Origin of the sequence: Streptomyces umbrinus, assembly GCF_030817415.1 — a bacterium.
GTDB classification, from domain to species: Bacteria; Actinomycetota; Actinomycetes; order Streptomycetales; family Streptomycetaceae; genus Streptomyces; species Streptomyces umbrinus_A.
In genome coordinates, this window is sequence record NZ_JAUSZI010000002.1 from 5,799,942 (window position 1) to 5,815,928 (window position 15,987).

The window sequence follows — 15,987 nt, forward strand, 5'->3', positions numbered from 1 at the left end:
CCCTACGGACCGGTCTCTCCACGGAGAGCCCGTTCCAGATCATGAACGCGTGTCAAGACTCTGGGGCCGTCGAGCCCCGTATCCGAGGGGGTCGAGCCATGGGGCGCGGCCGGGCAAAGGCCAAGCAGACGAAGGTCGCCCGCCAGCTGAAGTACAGCAGCGGCGGGACTGACCTCTCGCGTCTGGCCAATGAGCTGGGCGCTTCGACTTCGCAACAGCCGCCGAATGGCGAGCCGTTCGAGGACGACGACGAGGAAGACGACCCGTACGCCCAGTACGCGGATCTCTACAACGATGACGAGGACGAGGACGACGAGTCCGGTCCCACGTCTCAACGCCGCGGCGCTTGACGCTCCAGCTGAGCTTGTCTTTCTAGCTGCGCTTCACCCGGTCCGGGTGCAGGATTCGCCGGACCGGGTTTTGCGCGTGTTCGCTCCGCCAGGAGTGGGGTGACTACGGCGCGTTTTGATCTGCGCGTCCGTTTGGGCTGGTCGCGCCCACGCGGCGGAGCCGCATATCGACACAGCCCCGCGCCCCTTACGGGGCGCGCCCCTAGCGGGGCGCGTAGTCGTTGATCAGGGCTGCGCCCGTCTCGTGGTCGCCTCGGTCCGTGATCTCGCCTGCAACCCAGGCTTCCACGCCTCGGTCGGCCAGTGTGGCGAGGGCCACGTCCGTGGAGTCCTCGGGGACGATCGCGATCATGCCGACGCCCATGTTGAGGGTCTTTTCCAGCTCCAGGCGGTCCACCTGGCCGGTGGTGCCCACGAGGTCGAAGACGGGGGCCGGGGTCCAGGTGGCGCGGTCCACGATCGCGTGGAGGCCGTCCGGGATCACCCGGGCCAGGTTGGCCGCGAGACCGCCGCCCGTGATGTGTGAGAAGGCGTGCACGTCGGTCGTGCGGGTCAGGGCCAGACAGTCCAGCGAGTAGATCTTGGTGGGCTCCAGGAGCTCCTCGCCGAGCGTGCGGCCGAACTCCGCGACGTGCTGGTCGAGCTTCAGCTTGGCACGGTCGAAGAGGACATGCCGGACGAGTGAGTACCCGTTCGAGTGAAGGCCTGAGGCCGCCATGGCGATCACCGCGTCACCCGTACGGATGCGATCCGCGCCGAGCAGCCGGTCGGCCTCCACAACGCCCGTACCGGCGCCCGCGACGTCGAAGTCGTCCGGGCCGAGGAGACCGGGGTGCTCGGCCGTCTCGCCGCCCACCAGGGCGCAGCCCGCGAGGACACAGCCCTCGGCGATGCCCTTCACGATGGCCGCCACGCGCTCCGGGTGGACCTTGCCGACGCAGATGTAGTCGGTCATGAAGAGCGGCTCGGCGCCGCACACCACGATGTCGTCCATGACCATCGCGACCAGGTCGTGGCCGATCGTGTCGTACACGCCGAGCCGGCGGGCGAGGTCGACCTTCGTGCCCACGCCGTCCGTGGCGGAGGCGAGCAGCGGGCGCTCGTACCGCTTGAGGGCGGAGGCGTCGAAGAGGCCGGCGAAGCCGCCGAGGCCGCCGAGGACCTCGGGGCGCTGCGTCTTCTTCACCCACTCCTTCATGAGTTCGACGGCGCGGTCGCCCGCTTCGATGTCGACACCTGCTGTTTTGTAAGAAGCAGCTGCGTAGCTGGCACCAGTTGTCTCAGACATGACGGTGAGAACTTTCGTGTCGTACTGCAGGTAAGCAGGTATTACGGGCTGTCTACGGGCGACGGATCGCGTCGGCCGCGGCCGTGGCGGCGGGCCCGGCGGCCAGCTCGGTCTCCAGGAGCTGCTTGCCGAGCAGCTCGGGGTCCGGGAGCGCCATCGGGTACTCGCCGTCGAAGCAGGCACGGCAGAGGTTCGGCTTGTCGATGGTCGTGGCCTCGATCATGCCGTCGATGGAGATGTACGAGAGGGAGTCGGCGCCCAGCGAGGTGCCGATCTCCTCGATCGTCATGCCGTTGGCGATCAGCTCGGCGCGGGTGGCGAAATCTATGCCGAAGAAGCAGGGCCACTTCACGGGGGGCGAGGAGATCCGGATGTGGACCTCCGCCGCGCCCGCCTCGCGGAGCATCCGGACCAGCGCACGCTGTGTGTTGCCGCGCACGATCGAGTCGTCGACGACGACCAGGCGCTTGCCCTTGATGACTTCCTTGAGCGGATTCAGCTTCAGACGGATGCCCAGCTGACGGATGGTCTGTGAAGGCTGGATGAAGGTACGTCCCACGTACGCGTTCTTCACCAGACCGGCACCGAACGGGATGCCGGACGCCTCCGCGTAACCGATCGCGGCGGGCGTGCCCGACTCCGGAGTCGCTATGACCAGATCGGCCTCCGCGGGGGCTTCCTTGGCGAGACGGCGGCCCATCTCGACACGGGAGAGATACACGTTCCGGCCGGCGATGTCCGTGTCCGGACGGGCCAGATACACGTACTCGAAGACACAGCCCTTGGGCTTCGCTTCCGCGAATCGGGAGGTCCGCAGGCCGTTCTCGTCGATGGCGACGAACTCGCCCGGCTCGATCTCGCGGACGTAGGCGGCACCGCAGATGTCGAGGGCGGCGGACTCGGAGGCGACGACCCAGCCGCGCTCCAGACGGCCGAGGACCAGCGGACGGATGCCCTGCGGGTCACGGGCCGCGTACAGCGTGTGCTCGTCCATGAAGACGAGCGAGAAGGCGCCCTTGACCTGCGGGAGGACCTTGCCCGAGGCCTCTTCGATGGTCAGCGGCTTGCCGTCGTCGTCGACCTGGGCGGCCAGCAGGGCCGTGAGCAGGTCCGTGTCGTTGGTCGCCGCCACACGCGGGGTGCGGCCCTCCTGCTTGGGCAGGTCGGCGACCATCTCGGCGAGCTCGGCCGTGTTGACCAGGTTGCCGTTGTGGCCGAGCGCGATGGAGCCGTGCGCGGTGGCACGGAAGGTGGGCTGGGCGTTCTCCCAGGTGGACGCGCCGGTGGTCGAGTAGCGGGCGTGACCGACCGCGATATGACCTAGGAGCGAACCGAGAGAAGCCTCGTCGAAGACCTGGGAAACTAGCCCCATGTCCTTGAAGACAAGGATCTGGGAGCCGTTGCTGACCGCGATTCCCGCGGATTCCTGGCCTCGATGCTGGAGGGCGTAGAGCCCGAAGTAAGTGAGCTTGGCGACCTCTTCACCGGGAGCCCAGACTCCGAAGACGCCGCAAGCGTCCTGGGGTCCTTTCTCGCCGGGGAGCAGATCATGACTGAGTCGACCGTCACCACGTGGCACGCCACCGAGTGTAGGCGAGATCGACCACTGGTCCGAATTGGGGATCCAGGGACCCTAATGGATCACTTGGCGGCGACCGCTTCGACGCCCGGGCCGTTTTCGCTGGTCAGCGTGAGCGTGCTGCCCTTCAGCTGGTATTTCACGGTGCCGCCGAAGAGCTTCAGGAGGGTCTTCTCGGTGTCCATGAGTGAGGCGGAGCACATCTTCCGGGTGGTGCCCGGCGCGCCCAGAGTGATAGTGCCGTCGCCGACCGTCGCCTTCGCGGTCACCTTGTTGCAGCCGAGCTGACCGCGGACGGTGCCGTCCTTGTCGAAGGTGAGGTGGACCTTGCCGTCGGCCTCGGAGGCCAGGGCAACGCCCGATTCGCCCTTCGCGGCACCCTTCGTCATCGCGGTGACGTTCCACTTGGTGCCGTAGAGCTCGGCCGGCTTGTCGGCGGTGAGGTTCACGGTGTACCCGTCTTCGGTGGTGAGCGTCAGCTTGTCGTCGTTGACCACGACCTTGGCGGTGCTGCCGGAGATCGCGCCGCCGAGCTGGGACTCGAAGTCCATCGCCCCCTCGGCCGTACAGGCCTTCTTGGTCTTGATGGCGTCGTCGCCGATCTTGATGGTGTCGCCCTTGATCTCCGCGGTGGCCCCGAAGGAGTTGCAGCCGTAGTTGCCGCCCACCTTGCCGTCCTTGCCGAACTCGATGTGGGCGCCGGCCGGGGCGTCCCGCGTCTTGCCGTCGGCCGTCACGCTCTCGACGTTCCACTGCTTGCCGGTGATCTCGGTGGCCTGCCGGGTGCCGACGGAACCGGAACCGGAATCATCGCTGCCGCTCTCCGTTCCGCAGGCGGCTGTGGCGAGGAGTCCGGTGACGGCCAGGGCGCTGAGGCCGACCCGCGGGCTGAGGGCGCTGAGGTTGAGACGCTGCGTGTGCATGCCGCTTTGACGGGACGGGTGGGGTGCTTGGTTCCCTCGCCGGGTAACGGCCGCGCAACGCCCGACCGCTGACCCCGGCGGCGCCGTCAGCGCATAAGGGGAAGCAGCCCGCCCAGGTCGGCGCGTTCCCCGCTCGCGCTGACCTTCGCGTCGCCGACCGCCACCTTCCACTCCGTACGCCCGGTCGCGAGCCGGATCCACGTCAGCGGGTCGGTCTCGACGACGTTCGGCGGGGTGCCGCGGGTGTGGCGCGGGCCCTCCACGCACTGCACGACCGCGTACGGCGGTACGCGCACCTCGGTGGAGGCACCGGGCGCCTTCGCCGCGAGCGCGTCGGCGAGGAAGCGGGTGCAGGCAGCGAGGGCCTGGCGGTCGTACGGGACGTCGAGGCCCGGGACGGCCGCGTTGAGGTCGTCGGTGTGGACAACCAGCTCCACCGTGCGGGTGACGAGATAGTCGGCGAGGGTCATGGAACCCGTGCGGGCGGCGAGCAGGCGAGCCCCGGAGGCCGCCGCCAGGTGCTCGGCGAGGCGCTGCTCCGTGTGGGCATAGAGCGCGTCGAGGTCCGGGTTCGCCCGGGCCAGCTCGCGGGTGCCCTCAGCGATGTCGTCCGCCCTGGCGCCGGTCGCGAACGGCCACTCCAGCAGGGTCAGTTCCGCCTTCGCCGGTTCGTCCCGCTCCAGATTCCGGCTGACGGTCTCGGCGGCCATCGTGACGTGCGCGGCCAGTTCCCGTACGGTCCAGTCCCCGAGCCGCGTCGGCCCGGCCAGCTGCTCGGGGGTCAGGCCGCGCACCGCCGCCCGTACGTTCCCGAACTGGGCGAGGACCGCCGCGCGGGTCTTCGCCGGGTCGTAGGTACGGGTGCGCTTCTTGGCCGGTGGCATGGCGGCGAGCCTATGCGCTCCGCTTGGAGTGGGGTACTTCGTCTGCGGGTTCGTCGTGGCTGGTCGCGCCGTTCCCCGCGCCCCCACGGGGCGCCGCTGTGAACGTTTCCTTGTTGGCCGGGACTCCGATTTCGCTCCAGGTGAAGGGGATTCCGCGGGCCGCGTCGAGGTCCGGGCTGTCCATCAGTTGGAAGTGCACGTGTGGCTCGGTGGAGTTGCCCGAGTTGCCGCAGCGGGCGATCTGCTGTCCCGCGCGTACGCGGTCGCCCGGCCTGATCTTGAGCGAGCCCCGCCTCACGTGCGCGTACATCGCGTACACCCCGTCGCCGAGGTCGAGCACAATGCGGTTGCCGGTGATCCACGGGGCGCCGCCGAGCCCCCTGACCGTCCCCTCGACGAGCAGCAAGTAGGCGATCGCCGGAAGGGAGTTGCGGCTGAGGTGATCGCGCATCCAGTCGGACGCGTGCACGACGGTGGCGTCGGCCACGGCGAACAGCGGTTCGTCGTAGGCGGGAAAGGCGCGGCTGCGGCGGACGACCGGCCAGAGCTTGGCGAACGCGGGACGGCTGTTCTCCGATGCGGCGGGCTCGGCCACGATGTCGATCGCGTACGTCTGTCCGTACGCGTGCGTGCCGTGGCTGGGGACCTTGGTGGCCGGGCTGTTCATGGCGGACCAGCGACCCCCCACGGGAGGCTCCACCTCGACCGGCGGATGGTCGAGGGCCTCGCGCCGGGGCCCGGTCCGGCTCACGAACATCCAGAGCGGGAAGGTCAGCAGCAGTGGCAGAAGTGCCCACCCCCAGCCGAACGGATAGCCGGGAAGAAAGACGTCCCACAGGACCAGCGCGAAGCCGGTCGGCAGGAGTATCCGGTACAGAATCATCGCGGTCTTGCGGATGGACATGGTTCCCCCAGGGCCGGAAGTCGTCGAAGTCTCAGACCGGTTGAGCCGTGGTGAGGGCCACGAGGAGCGGTACGACGCGGCTCCCCGGAATCTCGTAACGGCCACGCCCCGCCTGCCGGAGCCAGCCCGCGGCGGTCAACTGCCGCAGGTGGTGGTAGATCTGGCCGCTCGTGCCCACGTCGTCGAGCCCGGCCAGTTCGGTGGCCGTGCGCCGGCCGCCGACGATCTCGCGCAGCAGCCGCAGCCGCATGGGGTGCCCGAGCGCGGCGAACACGTCGGCCGCCTCGCTCCAGTCGGCTTCGAGCAACTGGTCGGTGGTCATGCCGTACTGCCACTCGTACCGCTCCTCGGTCGGCAGCAGCACCGAACCCGTGAACAGCACACCCCCGCCCTCGACATCGGCCAACTGCGCCCTGAGCCCTTCGAGGGCCCAGAAGTCGCCGTCGCCCGCACGCGCGGCTGGCTCACCGCTCTCCAGGGCGTCGAGACGCCGCTCCAGCTCCGCGACGCGCTGCTCCAGATCCATGAGACGAGATTACGTAATTACGTATATGCGGTCAAGGGGCGGCGGTGTGCACTCGGGCATGTCGAAGGGCCCGACCGGATTCCGGTCGGGCCCTTCGACATGCGCCAACAACAGCGCCCCGTCAGGGGCGCGGGGAACTGCGCGACAAGCCACAACGGACTCGCAGACGAAGCCCCGCCCCCAGCGGAGCGCCTACGCCAGCAGCGCCGGGATCGTCCCCTCGTGGGCCGTGCGCAGCTCGGTCAGGGAGAGGGTGAACTCGCCCTGGACCTCGACCGCGTCACCGTCCACGACACCGATGCGGGTGACGGGCAGGCCGCGCGCCCCGCACATGTCGTTGAAACGGAGCTCCTCGGAGCGCGGGATCGCGACGATCGCACGGCCCGCGGACTCGGAGAAGAGGAACGTGAAGGCGTCGAGCCCGTCCGGTACGACGAGACGCGCGCCCTTGCCGCCGAGCAGCGCCGACTCGACGACGGCCTGGATCAGACCGCCGTCGGACAGGTCGTGCGCGGCGTCGATCATGCCGTCGCGGGAGGCGGAGATCAGGATCTCGGCGAGCAGTCGCTCACGCTCCAGGTCGACCTGCGGGGGCAGACCGCCGAGGTGGTCGTGGACGACCTGCGACCAGGCCGAACCGCCGAACTCCTCGCGGGTGTCGCCGAGGAGGTAGAGCAGCTGGCCCTCTTCACGGAAGGCGACCGGCGTGCGGCGGGCGACATCGTCGATGACACCGAGCACGGCCACGACCGGCGTCGGGTGGATCGCCACCTCGCCCGTCTGGTTGTAGAGCGAGACGTTGCCGCCGGTCACCGGGGTGCCCAACTGCTGGCAGGCGTCGGCCAGTCCACGGATGGCCTCCGCGAACTGCCACATGACGGCCGGGTCCTCGGGCGAACCGAAGTTCAGGCAGTCGGAGACGGCGAGCGGCTTGGCGCCGGTCGTCGCCACGTTCCGGTACGCCTCGGCCAGGGCCAACTGGGCGCCGTGGTACGGGTCCAGCTTGGTGTAGCGGCCGTTGCCGTCCGTGGCGATCGCGACGCCGAGGCCGGACTCCTCGTCGATGCGGATCATGCCCGAGTCCTCGGGCTGGGCCAGCACGGTGTTGCCCTGCACGAAGTGGTCGTACTGGGAGGTGATCCAGGACTTGGAGGCCTGGTTCGGGGAGGACACGAGCTGGAGGACCTGGTCCTTCAGCTCCTCCGAAGTGGCGGGCCTGGCCAGCTTGTTGGCGTCGTCCGCCTGAAGGGCGTCCTGCCACTCCGGGCGGGCGTACGGGCGCTCGTAGACCGGGCCGTCGTGCGCGACCGTGCGCGGGTCGACGTCGACGATCTTGCCGCCGTGCCAGAAGATCTCCAGACGGTCGCCGTCGGTGACCTCACCGATCACCGTGGCGATGACGTCCCACTTGTCGCAGATCTCCAGGAACCGGTCGACCTTCTCCGGCTCGACGACCGCGCACATGCGCTCCTGCGACTCGCTCATGAGGATTTCCTCGGGCGAGAGCGTGGAGTCGCGCAGCGGTACGTCGTCCAGGGTGACGCGCATACCGCCGGAGCCGTTGGACGCCAACTCGCTGGTGGCGCAGGACAGTCCGGCCGCGCCGAGGTCCTGGATGCCGACGACCAGCTTCTCGGCGAAGGCCTCCAGGGTGCACTCGATGAGGAGCTTCTCCTGGAAGGGGTCGCCGACCTGGACGGCGGGGCGCTTCGACGGCTTGGCGTCGTCGAAGGTCTCACTCGCCAGAATCGACGCGCCGCCGATGCCGTCGCCGCCCGTGCGGGCCCCGTACAGGATGACCTTGTTGCCCGTGCCCGACGCCTTCGCGAGGTGGATGTCCTCGTGCCGCATGACGCCGATGGCACCGGCGTTGACCAGCGGGTTTCCCTGGTAGCAGACGTCGAAGACGACCTCGCCGCCGATGTTCGGCAGACCCAGGCAGTTGCCGTAGCCGCCGATGCCGGCGACGACACCGGGGAGTACGCGCTTGGTGTCGGGGTGGTCGGCCGCGCCGAAGCGCAGCGGGTCGACGACCGCGACCGGGCGGGCGCCCATCGCGATGATGTCGCGCACGATGCCGCCGACGCCGGTGGCCGCGCCCTGGTAGGGCTCGACGTACGACGGGTGGTTGTGCGACTCGACCTTGAAGGTGACCGCGTAGCCCTGGCCGACGTCGACCACGCCCGCGTTCTCGCCGATGCCGACGAGGAGGGCGTCCGACTGCGGGGCCTTCTCGCCGAACTGGCGCAGGTGCACCTTGGAGGACTTGTACGAGCAGTGCTCGGACCACATGACGGAGTACATGGCGAGTTCGGCACCGGTGGGCCTGCGGCCGAGGATCTCGACGACGCGCTCGTACTCGTCCTTCTTCAGGCCCAGTTCGGCCCAGGGCAGCTCGACGTCGGGGGTCTCGGCCGCGTGCTCGACCGTGTCCAGAGGCGTCCGGCTCATGCGTTGACCAGCTTCTTGAGGATCGAGGTGAAGAAGGGGAGGCCGTCGGTGCGGCCGGAACCGATGAGCGGCTCGACGGCGTGCTCGGGGTGCGGCATGAGGCCCACGACGTTGCCGGCCTCGTTCGTGATGCCGGCGATGTCCCGGAGCGAGCCGTTCGGGTTGAAGTCCACGTACCGGAAGGCGACCCGGCCCTCCGCCTCCAGCATGTCGAGCGTGTGCTCGTCGGCGACGTACCGCCCGTCCATGTTCTTCAGCGGGATGTGGATCTCCTGGCCGGACTCGTAGTCGGCGGTCCAGGACGTCCCCGCGTTCTCCACCCGCAACTTCTGGTCACGGCAGATGAAGTGCAGGTGGTCGTTGCCGAGCATCCCGCCCGGGAGGAGATGGGCCTCGGTGAGGATCTGGAAGCCGTTGCAGATGCCGAGCACCGGCATTCCCGACTTCGCCTGCTCAATCACGGTCTCCATCACCGGCGAGAAGCGCGAGATCGCTCCTGCGCGCAGATAGTCGCCGTACGAGAAACCGCCGGGCAGCACCACGGCGTCGACCTGCTTGAGGTCCTTGTCCTTGTGCCAGAGAGCGACGGGTTCGGCACCGGCGAGCTTGATCGCGCGCTGGGTGTCCCGGTCGTCGAGGCTTCCCGGGAAAGTGACGACGCCAATACGAGCGGTCACTTTCCTGCCTCCGCGACTTCCTCGACCTTGACGGTGAAGTCCTCGATCACGGTGTTGGCGAGGAAGGATTCCGCAAGTTCATGGATGCGGGCGAGGGCGGCTTCGTCCACCGGTCCGTCCACTTCCAGTTCGAATCGCTTTCCCTGACGTACGTCGGCGATGCCTTCGAAACCGAGACGCGGCAGTGCACGCTGCACCGCCTGGCCCTGGGGGTCGAGGATCTCCGGCTTGAGCATGACGTCGACTACGACGCGTGCCACTGGCACTCCCGGTGTGTGGTGCTGAGCAGGTTCGTTCAGACTACCCGTACAAAATTTCTACGCGGGTAGATTCGTAGGAATCTACGTGATGGCCATCACGATTCCGCATCGAGACGCTATCGACCGGGGATGAAGGGGCTACCTTCACGAAAAATCCTGGGAAAGATCCGGATCAGGACCCGGTCTCCTATTGCCTTGAGACACGCCAAGAGATTTAGTCGAGCTTCACATTGGATTGCCGGGCACTGTACAAAGGAATTGGCAATAGCCGATACTTTGCCCAATCGCCCATAAAAACAGCCGGACAGTCGGCATCTCCGCACGTCATCACGTGTCGCTGGAGAGGTGCCGCACGAAGGGACCGATATTCGTGGCGCAGCGTGTCGTAGTCACTCTCTTCGACGACATCGACGGCTCGGAAGCGGCGGAAACGATCGCCTTCGGTCTGGACGGCAAGTCGTACGAGATCGACCTGAATCAAGCCAATGCCAAGAAACTGCGTAAGGCGCTGGAGCCGTACCTGGAGGCCGGGCGCAAGCGGTCTCGGTCCGGCAAGGCGTACCGGCAGACGGCTGTTGCGCCCGATCCGGCGGCGGTTCGGGCGTGGGCCCAGTCGCACAAGATGGAGGTGCCGGCTCGGGGGCGGATCCCCAAGCGGGTCTATGAGGCGTTCAGCGCTGCGCAGTGACCTCCGGCGGGCGGCGTGGCTTCCGCGGGTCCGTTGTCGGGTGCCGGTTCGAGTGGGCTGGTCGCGCAGTTCCCCGCGCCCCTAACGGGGCACGGCCTCCCCGAGCCGACTCATACGCGGAAGCCGGGCCCCCGGAAGCCGTCATCCGGCCCTGGGAGCAGCCGACTTGCGTAGTACCCCTGCTGATCAGCTAGAGTCTGGAGCACGCCGAGGGGCAAGGCCGAAAGGCCCGGTCCCGGAGTCGCGCGGGTGTAGTTCAGTAGTAGAACATCCCCCTTCCAGGGGGAAGGCGCAGTGTGCAATTCCTGTCACCCGCTCTGCACTGCCGGTCTGGTCAGCGTTTTTGATCAGGTAGGCTGGTGCCTGCGCCGATCGGTGAGAGCCGGTCGGAGGCAAATGCGGACGTAGCTCAGTTGGTAGAGCGCAACCTTGCCAAGGTTGAGGTCGCCAGTTCGAACCTGGTCGTCCGCTCCAGAAAGTAAGGCCCCGGTCATCACGATCGGGGCCTTTCTCGTGTGCCTGCTTGTGCTCCCCACGGCTGGGACTGTGTGACCGAGGCCGTCTGACATTTGTCATGTGCAGCGGTGACAGCGCGCACTGCTCCCGCCCGTCGGCGGCGGGGAGGCTGGTCTCATGAACACGAACGAGCACGTGATCGAGGTCACGGATCTACGACGTGTGTACGGGGGAGAGTTCGAGGCGGTCCGGGGGGTGTCCTTCTCCGTCGGCCGCGGGGAGCTGTTCGCGCTCCTCGGGACCAACGGTGCGGGCAAGACCTCCACCGTCGAACTGCTCGAAGGGCTCGCACCGCCGTCCGGCGGCCAGGTGCGCGTCCTCGGCCACGACCCGTACACCGAACGCGCCAAGGTGCGCCCGCACATCGGCGTCATGCTCCAGGAGGGCGGCTTCTCGTCCGAGCTGACCGTCGGGGAGACCGTACGGATGTGGGCGGGCTGCACGAGCGGGGCCCGGCCCGAGCGCGAGGCGCTGGCGCTGGTCGGTCTGTCGCGGCGGGCCGACGTGCGCGTGAAGCAACTGTCCGGGGGCGAGAAGCGGCGACTGGACCTGGCGTGCGCGATCCTCGGGCGGCCCGAGGTGCTCTTCCTGGACGAGCCGACGACCGGACTCGACGCCGAAGGGCGCCAGGAGACCTGGGAGTTGGTGCGCGAGCTGCGCGAGACGGGCACCACCGTGGTGCTGACCACCCACTACCTGGAAGAGGCGGAAGGGCTCGCCGACCGGCTCGCGATCCTGCACGCCGGGCGCATCGCCGTCACCGGTACTCCGGCCGAGGTGACCGCCTCCCAGCCGTCCCGGATCTCCTTCGAGCTGCCCGCCGGCTACTTCCCCGGCGATCTGCCGCCGCTCGCCTCGCTCGGAATCACCGACCACGAGATGGAGGGCCGGACGCTCCGGCTGCGGACGCTCGAACTGCAGCGGGCCGCCACCGAGCTCCTCGTGTGGGCACAGCGGGCGGGGGTCGAGCTGCGGGGGCTCGATGTCCGGTCGGGGTCGCTGGAGGAGGCGTTCCTGCGGATAGCCCGCGAGGCGTCACAGACGTCGGAGATGACGGCCGAGAAGGAGCGCGTGGCATGAGCGCGGAGACTGTGACCAAGGCCGCACAGGCCGGTACGCCCGCGACCGCCGCACGGCGGATGATGGCTCTCGCACGGGCCGAACTGACACTGCTCGGACGCAGCAAGGCCACGTTCTTCGCGGCCCTGTTCGTACCGCTGATCATGCCGTTGAGCCTGCGCACGGCGGTCGAGGACATGGATCTGGAGGAGGCCGGGCTCTCGGTCGGCTCGGTCATCCTGCCCTCCGCCGTCGGCTTCTCCCTGCTCTTCGCCGTCTACAGCGCGCTGGTGAGCGTCTACGCCGCCCGCCGTGAGGAGCTGGTGCTCAAGCGGCTGCGCACCGGGGAGCTGCGGGACGTGGAGATCCTGGCCGGAGCCGCACTGCCGTCGGTCCTGATCGGGCTCGTGCAGTGCGTGGTCCTGACGATCGCGTGCGCGGCGCTCCTCGACGTGGGAGCGCCCGAGGCACCGCACCTCGCCGTCCTGGGTCTGCTGCTGGGACTCGTCATGTGGCCCGCCATCGCGGCCGTCGTCGCGAGCTTCAGCAGGAGCCTGGAGGGCGCCCAGGTCGCGGCGATGCCGTTGCTGCTCGTCTCCATGATGGGTTCCGGCACCTTCATACCGTTCGAGCTCATGCCCGACCGGCTCGCCACCGTCTGCGAACTGCTGCCGCTGTCCCCGGTGATCACGCTCATACGCGGTGGCTGGACCGGGAACCTCGGCGCGTACGAGGCCCTGGGCGCCATCGCCACAGCAGTGGCCTGGGTCGTGCTCTCGGTGTTTGCTGTACAGCGGTGGTTCCGGTGGGAGCCACGGCACTGAACGGCGATGAGGCGGGAGCGGGTATGCGCGGGCCGGGGGCCTGGTGGCACGGCAAGACCACGCCGGCGAAGGTCGAGACGTACACCCGGTGGTCCTTTTACAGCTTCGCGCTGGTCGAGGTGAGCGTGGTCGGGCTGCCGGTCTTCGGAGAGGTGGGGATGCCACTCACCCTCTGGGTGTTCCTGCCGCTGTGCGGGCACGCCCTGCTGGGGTTGGTGACCTCGTCACGGGCGCTCGACTGGACGTGCGGCCGCCGTGAGCAGCCCGTGCGGCTGATCGCGGCGCTCGCTGTCCTCACCGCGCTGCTCGGGATCGGGGCACTCGCACTCACCGAGCACGGGCCGGGCGGCGAAGAGATCGACAGCACCATGGGCGTGTTCTTCATCGTGGTGGTGCCCTACGGGCTCGGCCTCATGGCCCTCGGGATGTCCCGACGGCACGCGCTGGCACTCCTGGGCGGCTTCGCGGCCGGTTCCGGGGCCACGGCGTTCCTGGTCGGGATGCCCGCCTACAGCGCACTGGCCACGATGGCCGGGGTACTGCTGATCGGCGGGTTCATCTGCCTCGCCTCCCTCTTCTCGGTGTGGCTGCTGAGAGCCGTGCTCGAACTCGACGCGGCCCGCGAGACCCGTACCCGCCTCGCCGTCGCCGAGGAGCGGCTGCGCTTCGGGCGGGACCTGCACGACGTGATGGCCGCAACCTCGCGGTGATCGCCCTGAAGAGCGAGCTGGCCGTCCAGCTCGCCCGCCGCGAACGGCCCGAGGCCGTGGAGCAGATGATCGAGGTGCAGCGGATCGCCCGCGAGTCTCAGAAGGAGGTCCGCGAGGTCGTACGCGGCTACCGCGAGGTCGACCTCGGCGTCGAGCTCCTGGGCGCGCAGGGCGTGCTGACCGCGGCCGGAGTCGAGTGCACGGTGACCGGGTCCGCGTCGGAGCTGCCCTCGGCGGTCCAGTCGGCGCTCGGCTGGGTCGTACGGGAGGCGACCACGAACGTGCTGCGGCACGGGGACGCGGGGCACTGCCGGGTGTCACTGCAGGTGAAGGGGGCCCGCGTGGTCCTGACCGTGGAGAACGACGGGGTGGAGAGGGACAGGGTGCCGAGTACGCCCACCAGCAAGGGGTCCGGCCTCGCCGGGCTGCGGGAGCGGTTGTCGGCGGTGGACGGGACGCTGGAGGCGGGGCCGGTCGACGGTGACCGGTTCCGGGTGGTGGCCGAGGTTCCGCTGCCTGCGACGCCCACCTCCTCGTCGCCCGCGTCAGGGCAGCCGTCCACGTCACCACCGCCGTCCTCTTCCCCGTCTCCCGCCCCGCGCACTGTGAACGAAGAGGTCGCCCCATGACACCCGTACGCCCCATCCGGCTGCTGCTCGCCGACGACGAGCACCTCATCCGGGGGGCGCTCGCCGCGCTGCTCGGACTTGAGGACGACCTGCTCGTGGTGGCGGAGGCGGCCAGTGGGCCCGAGGCGCTGGCGATGGCCAGGGCCCACGAACCCGATGTGGCGGTACTGGATCTCCGGATGCCCGGGGCGGACGGTGTGAGGGTGGCCACATCGCTGCGGGTCGAACTGCCCGCGTGCCGGGTGCTGATCGTGACCAGCCACGGGCGTCCGGGGCATCTGAAGCGGGCGCTTGCGGCGGGTGTGCGCGGGTTCGTCCCGAAGACCGTCAGCGCTCAGCGGCTCGCGGAGATCATCCGTACCGTCCATGGCGGAAACCGTTACGTCGACCCGGAGTTGGCCGCCGACGCGATCTCCTCCGGGGACTCTCCGCTGACCGCGCGCGAGGCGGAGGTGCTGGAACTGGCCGCCGACGGGGCGCCCGTCGCGGAGATCGCCGAGCGGGCCGCGCTGTCGCAGGGGACCGTACGGAACTATCTGTCGTCGGCCGTCACCAAGCTCGGGGTGGAGAACCGGCACTCGGCGGTGCGTCTCGCGCGGGAGCGAGGTTGGGTATAGTTGCTCTCGCGCCACGGCGCAGTGCGGACGTAGCTCAGTTGGTAGAGCGCAACCTTGCCAAGGTTGAGGTCGCCAGTTCGAACCTGGTCGTCCGCTCAGCAGAAGGAAGCCCCCGGTCATCGCGACCGGGGGCTTCTTCGTGCTGACCGAGGGCGCTCAGCTCCAGGTGGTGCCCGTGAGGCGCTCGTACGCCTCCACGTACTTGGCGCGGGTGGCGTCCACGACCTGCTGGGGCAGGGCCGGCGGCGGACGCTCGCTCTTGCGGTCCCAGCCGGACTCGGCGGAGGTCAGCCAGTCGCGGACGAACTGCTTGTCGAACGAGGGCTGCGCGCGGCCCGGCTCCCACTCGTCGGCCGGCCAGAAACGGGAGGAGTCCGGGGTGAGCACCTCGTCGGCGACAACGAGCGTCTCGCCGTCGAAGCCGAACTCGAACTTCGTGTCCGCGAGGATGATCCCGCGCTCGCGCGCGATGTCACGGCCCCGGCCGTAGACGGCGAGCGTCGCCTGGCGCAGCTGGGCCGCGGTGTCCGCGCCGACCTGCCGGGCGACCTCCTCGTACGAGACGTTCTCGTCGTGCTCGCCGACGGCGGCCTTGGTGGCCGGGGTGAAGATCGGGGCGGGCAGCTCCGAGCCGTCGGACAGGCCCTCGGGGAGGGCGAGGCCGCAGACGGTACGGGTCTGGTTGTACTCGACGAGACCCGAGCCGGTGAGATAGCCGCGGGCCACGCACTCGACCGGGGCCATCCGCAGCGACTTGCAGACCAGGGTGCGGCCCGCCCAGTCGTCGGGGGCGCCGGGCGGGAGGTCGGTGCCGAGGACGTGGTTCGGCATCAGGTCGCCGATCTGGTCGAACCACCACAGCGAGAGCTGCGTCAGGACGCTGCCCTTGTCGGGGATCTCCGTGGGCAGCACCCAGTCGAAGGCGGAGATGCGGTCGCTGGCGACCATCACGAGGTCGCCCGCCTCGTTCTGGTACAGGTCGCGCACCTTGCCGGTGTGCAGATGCACCAGACCCGGCACCTCGACGGGCTCGGGCTTTTCTACGAATCCGGACACGGTTCCTCCCCGTCTTTCTGGCCAACTGGGTCGATTCTCCCGTACG

At 69.1% G+C, this 15,987-nt stretch carries 15 protein-coding genes, 3 tRNA genes and 1 pseudogene; 9 read left to right on the forward strand and 10 right to left on the reverse strand.

Annotated elements, in window-relative coordinates; all coding sequences use genetic code 11:
- The first annotated feature begins 98 nt into the window (after positions 1-98).
- Complete coding sequence (locus QF035_RS25340; protein WP_055613827.1) at positions 99-350, forward strand: DUF3073 domain-containing protein; 252 nt, start codon at positions 99-101, stop codon at positions 348-350.
- Positions 351-552: 202 nt separating this feature from the next.
- Here the strand turns inward: QF035_RS25340 and purM are convergent, their stop codons facing one another.
- From purM to purS, 9 genes are all read right to left on the reverse strand, one after another.
- Positions 553-1,638, reverse strand: coding sequence for a phosphoribosylformylglycinamidine cyclo-ligase (gene purM, locus QF035_RS25345; RefSeq protein WP_307522890.1), 1,086 nt, complete (start codon positions 1,636-1,638; stop codon positions 553-555).
- Between the two features lie 52 nt (positions 1,639-1,690).
- Positions 1,691-3,217 carry an amidophosphoribosyltransferase gene (gene purF, locus QF035_RS25350; RefSeq protein WP_143643622.1) on the reverse strand — a complete coding sequence of 509 codons (1,527 nt, stop codon included), beginning with the start codon at positions 3,215-3,217 and terminating at the stop codon, positions 1,691-1,693.
- A 62-nt stretch (positions 3,218-3,279) separates the two neighbouring features.
- Positions 3,280-4,140 carry an META domain-containing protein gene (locus QF035_RS25355; protein ID WP_307522892.1) on the reverse strand — a complete coding sequence of 287 codons (861 nt, stop codon included), beginning with the start codon at positions 4,138-4,140 and terminating at the stop codon, positions 3,280-3,282.
- Positions 4,141-4,226: 86 nt separating this feature from the next.
- Positions 4,227-5,024, reverse strand: coding sequence for a maleylpyruvate isomerase family mycothiol-dependent enzyme (locus QF035_RS25360; RefSeq protein ID WP_307522893.1), 798 nt, complete (start codon positions 5,022-5,024; stop codon positions 4,227-4,229).
- A gap of 10 nt (positions 5,025-5,034) precedes the next feature.
- A complete protein-coding gene (locus QF035_RS25365; protein WP_307522894.1) occupies positions 5,035-5,928 on the reverse strand; it encodes a M23 family metallopeptidase in 894 nt (297 codons plus the stop codon).
- Between the two features lie 31 nt (positions 5,929-5,959).
- Complete coding sequence (locus tag QF035_RS25370; RefSeq protein WP_307522895.1) at positions 5,960-6,454, reverse strand: ArsR/SmtB family transcription factor; 495 nt, start codon at positions 6,452-6,454, stop codon at positions 5,960-5,962.
- Between the two features lie 192 nt (positions 6,455-6,646).
- On the reverse strand, positions 6,647-8,905 hold the full coding sequence (gene purL, locus QF035_RS25375) for a phosphoribosylformylglycinamidine synthase subunit PurL (protein WP_307522896.1): 2,259 nt from the start codon (positions 8,903-8,905) through the stop codon (positions 6,647-6,649).
- Positions 8,902-9,582: a phosphoribosylformylglycinamidine synthase subunit PurQ gene (gene purQ, locus QF035_RS25380; RefSeq protein WP_307522897.1), complete on the reverse strand. Its 681-nt coding sequence runs from the start codon at positions 9,580-9,582 to the stop codon at positions 8,902-8,904. The genes purL and purQ overlap by 4 nt, the downstream gene beginning before the upstream one ends.
- Positions 9,579-9,842 (reverse strand): phosphoribosylformylglycinamidine synthase subunit PurS, encoded by a 264-nt coding sequence (gene purS, locus QF035_RS25385; RefSeq protein ID WP_055613836.1) that lies wholly within the window; start codon positions 9,840-9,842, stop codon positions 9,579-9,581. The genes purQ and purS overlap by 4 nt, the downstream gene beginning before the upstream one ends.
- Positions 9,843-10,212: 370 nt before the next feature.
- Here purS and QF035_RS25390 point away from each other — a divergent pair, with 370 nt between their 5' ends.
- The 8 genes and pseudogenes from QF035_RS25390 to QF035_RS25425 all read left to right on the forward strand — a co-directional run bounded on the left by QF035_RS25390 (position 10,213) and on the right by QF035_RS25425 (position 14,981).
- The gene (locus tag QF035_RS25390) at positions 10,213-10,530 is read left to right on the forward strand and encodes a histone-like nucleoid-structuring protein Lsr2 (protein WP_055613837.1); all 318 of its coding nucleotides are present in this window, start codon (positions 10,213-10,215) and stop codon (positions 10,528-10,530) included.
- 245 nt (positions 10,531-10,775) lie between these two features.
- Positions 10,776-10,847: transfer RNA gene (locus QF035_RS25395), tRNA-Gly, on the forward strand.
- An 81-nt stretch (positions 10,848-10,928) separates the two neighbouring features.
- Positions 10,929-11,004: transfer RNA gene (locus QF035_RS25400), tRNA-Gly, on the forward strand.
- Positions 11,005-11,163: 159 nt separating this feature from the next.
- Complete coding sequence (locus QF035_RS25405) at positions 11,164-12,126, forward strand: ABC transporter ATP-binding protein (RefSeq protein WP_307522899.1); 963 nt, start codon at positions 11,164-11,166, stop codon at positions 12,124-12,126.
- Entirely contained in the window at positions 12,123-12,929 is an 807-nt protein-coding gene (locus tag QF035_RS25410) for an ABC transporter permease (protein WP_307522901.1), read from the forward strand. The genes QF035_RS25405 and QF035_RS25410 overlap by 4 nt, the downstream gene beginning before the upstream one ends.
- A gap of 23 nt (positions 12,930-12,952) precedes the next feature.
- A pseudogene (locus QF035_RS25415) lies at positions 12,953-14,268 on the forward strand (sensor histidine kinase).
- Complete coding sequence (locus QF035_RS25420; RefSeq protein ID WP_307522903.1) at positions 14,265-14,885, forward strand: response regulator transcription factor; 621 nt, start codon at positions 14,265-14,267, stop codon at positions 14,883-14,885. Before QF035_RS25415 ends, QF035_RS25420 begins: the two are co-directional and overlap by 4 nt.
- A 23-nt stretch (positions 14,886-14,908) precedes the next feature.
- Positions 14,909-14,981, forward strand: a tRNA-Gly gene (locus QF035_RS25425).
- A gap of 60 nt (positions 14,982-15,041) precedes the next feature.
- Here the strand turns inward: QF035_RS25425 and QF035_RS25430 are convergent.
- On the reverse strand, positions 15,042-15,941 hold the full coding sequence (locus QF035_RS25430) for a phosphoribosylaminoimidazolesuccinocarboxamide synthase (protein WP_307522904.1): 900 nt from the start codon (positions 15,939-15,941) through the stop codon (positions 15,042-15,044).
- Positions 15,942-15,987: the final 46 nt, after the last annotated feature.

Coding starts and splice junctions, on each gene's coding strand:
- QF035_RS25355 (WP_307522892.1), bottom strand. CDS start 4,140: ATGCACACGCAGCGTCTCAACCTCAGCGCCCTCAGCCCGCGGGTCGGC.
- QF035_RS25410 (WP_307522901.1), top strand. CDS start 12,123: ATGAGCGCGGAGACTGTGACCAAGGCCGCACAGGCCGGTACGCCCGCG.
- QF035_RS25370 (WP_307522895.1), bottom strand. CDS start 6,454: ATGGATCTGGAGCAGCGCGTCGCGGAGCTGGAGCGGCGTCTCGACGCC.
- QF035_RS25365 (WP_307522894.1), bottom strand. CDS start 5,928: ATGTCCATCCGCAAGACCGCGATGATTCTGTACCGGATACTCCTGCCG.
- QF035_RS25405 (WP_307522899.1), top strand. CDS start 11,164: ATGAACACGAACGAGCACGTGATCGAGGTCACGGATCTACGACGTGTG.
- QF035_RS25420 (WP_307522903.1), top strand. CDS start 14,265: ATGACACCCGTACGCCCCATCCGGCTGCTGCTCGCCGACGACGAGCAC.
- QF035_RS25340 (WP_055613827.1), top strand. CDS start 99: ATGGGGCGCGGCCGGGCAAAGGCCAAGCAGACGAAGGTCGCCCGCCAG.
- QF035_RS25360 (WP_307522893.1), bottom strand. CDS start 5,024: ATGCCACCGGCCAAGAAGCGCACCCGTACCTACGACCCGGCGAAGACC.
- purM (WP_307522890.1), bottom strand. CDS start 1,638: ATGTCTGAGACAACTGGTGCCAGCTACGCAGCTGCTTCTTACAAAACA.
- purL (WP_307522896.1), bottom strand. CDS start 8,905: ATGAGCCGGACGCCTCTGGACACGGTCGAGCACGCGGCCGAGACCCCC.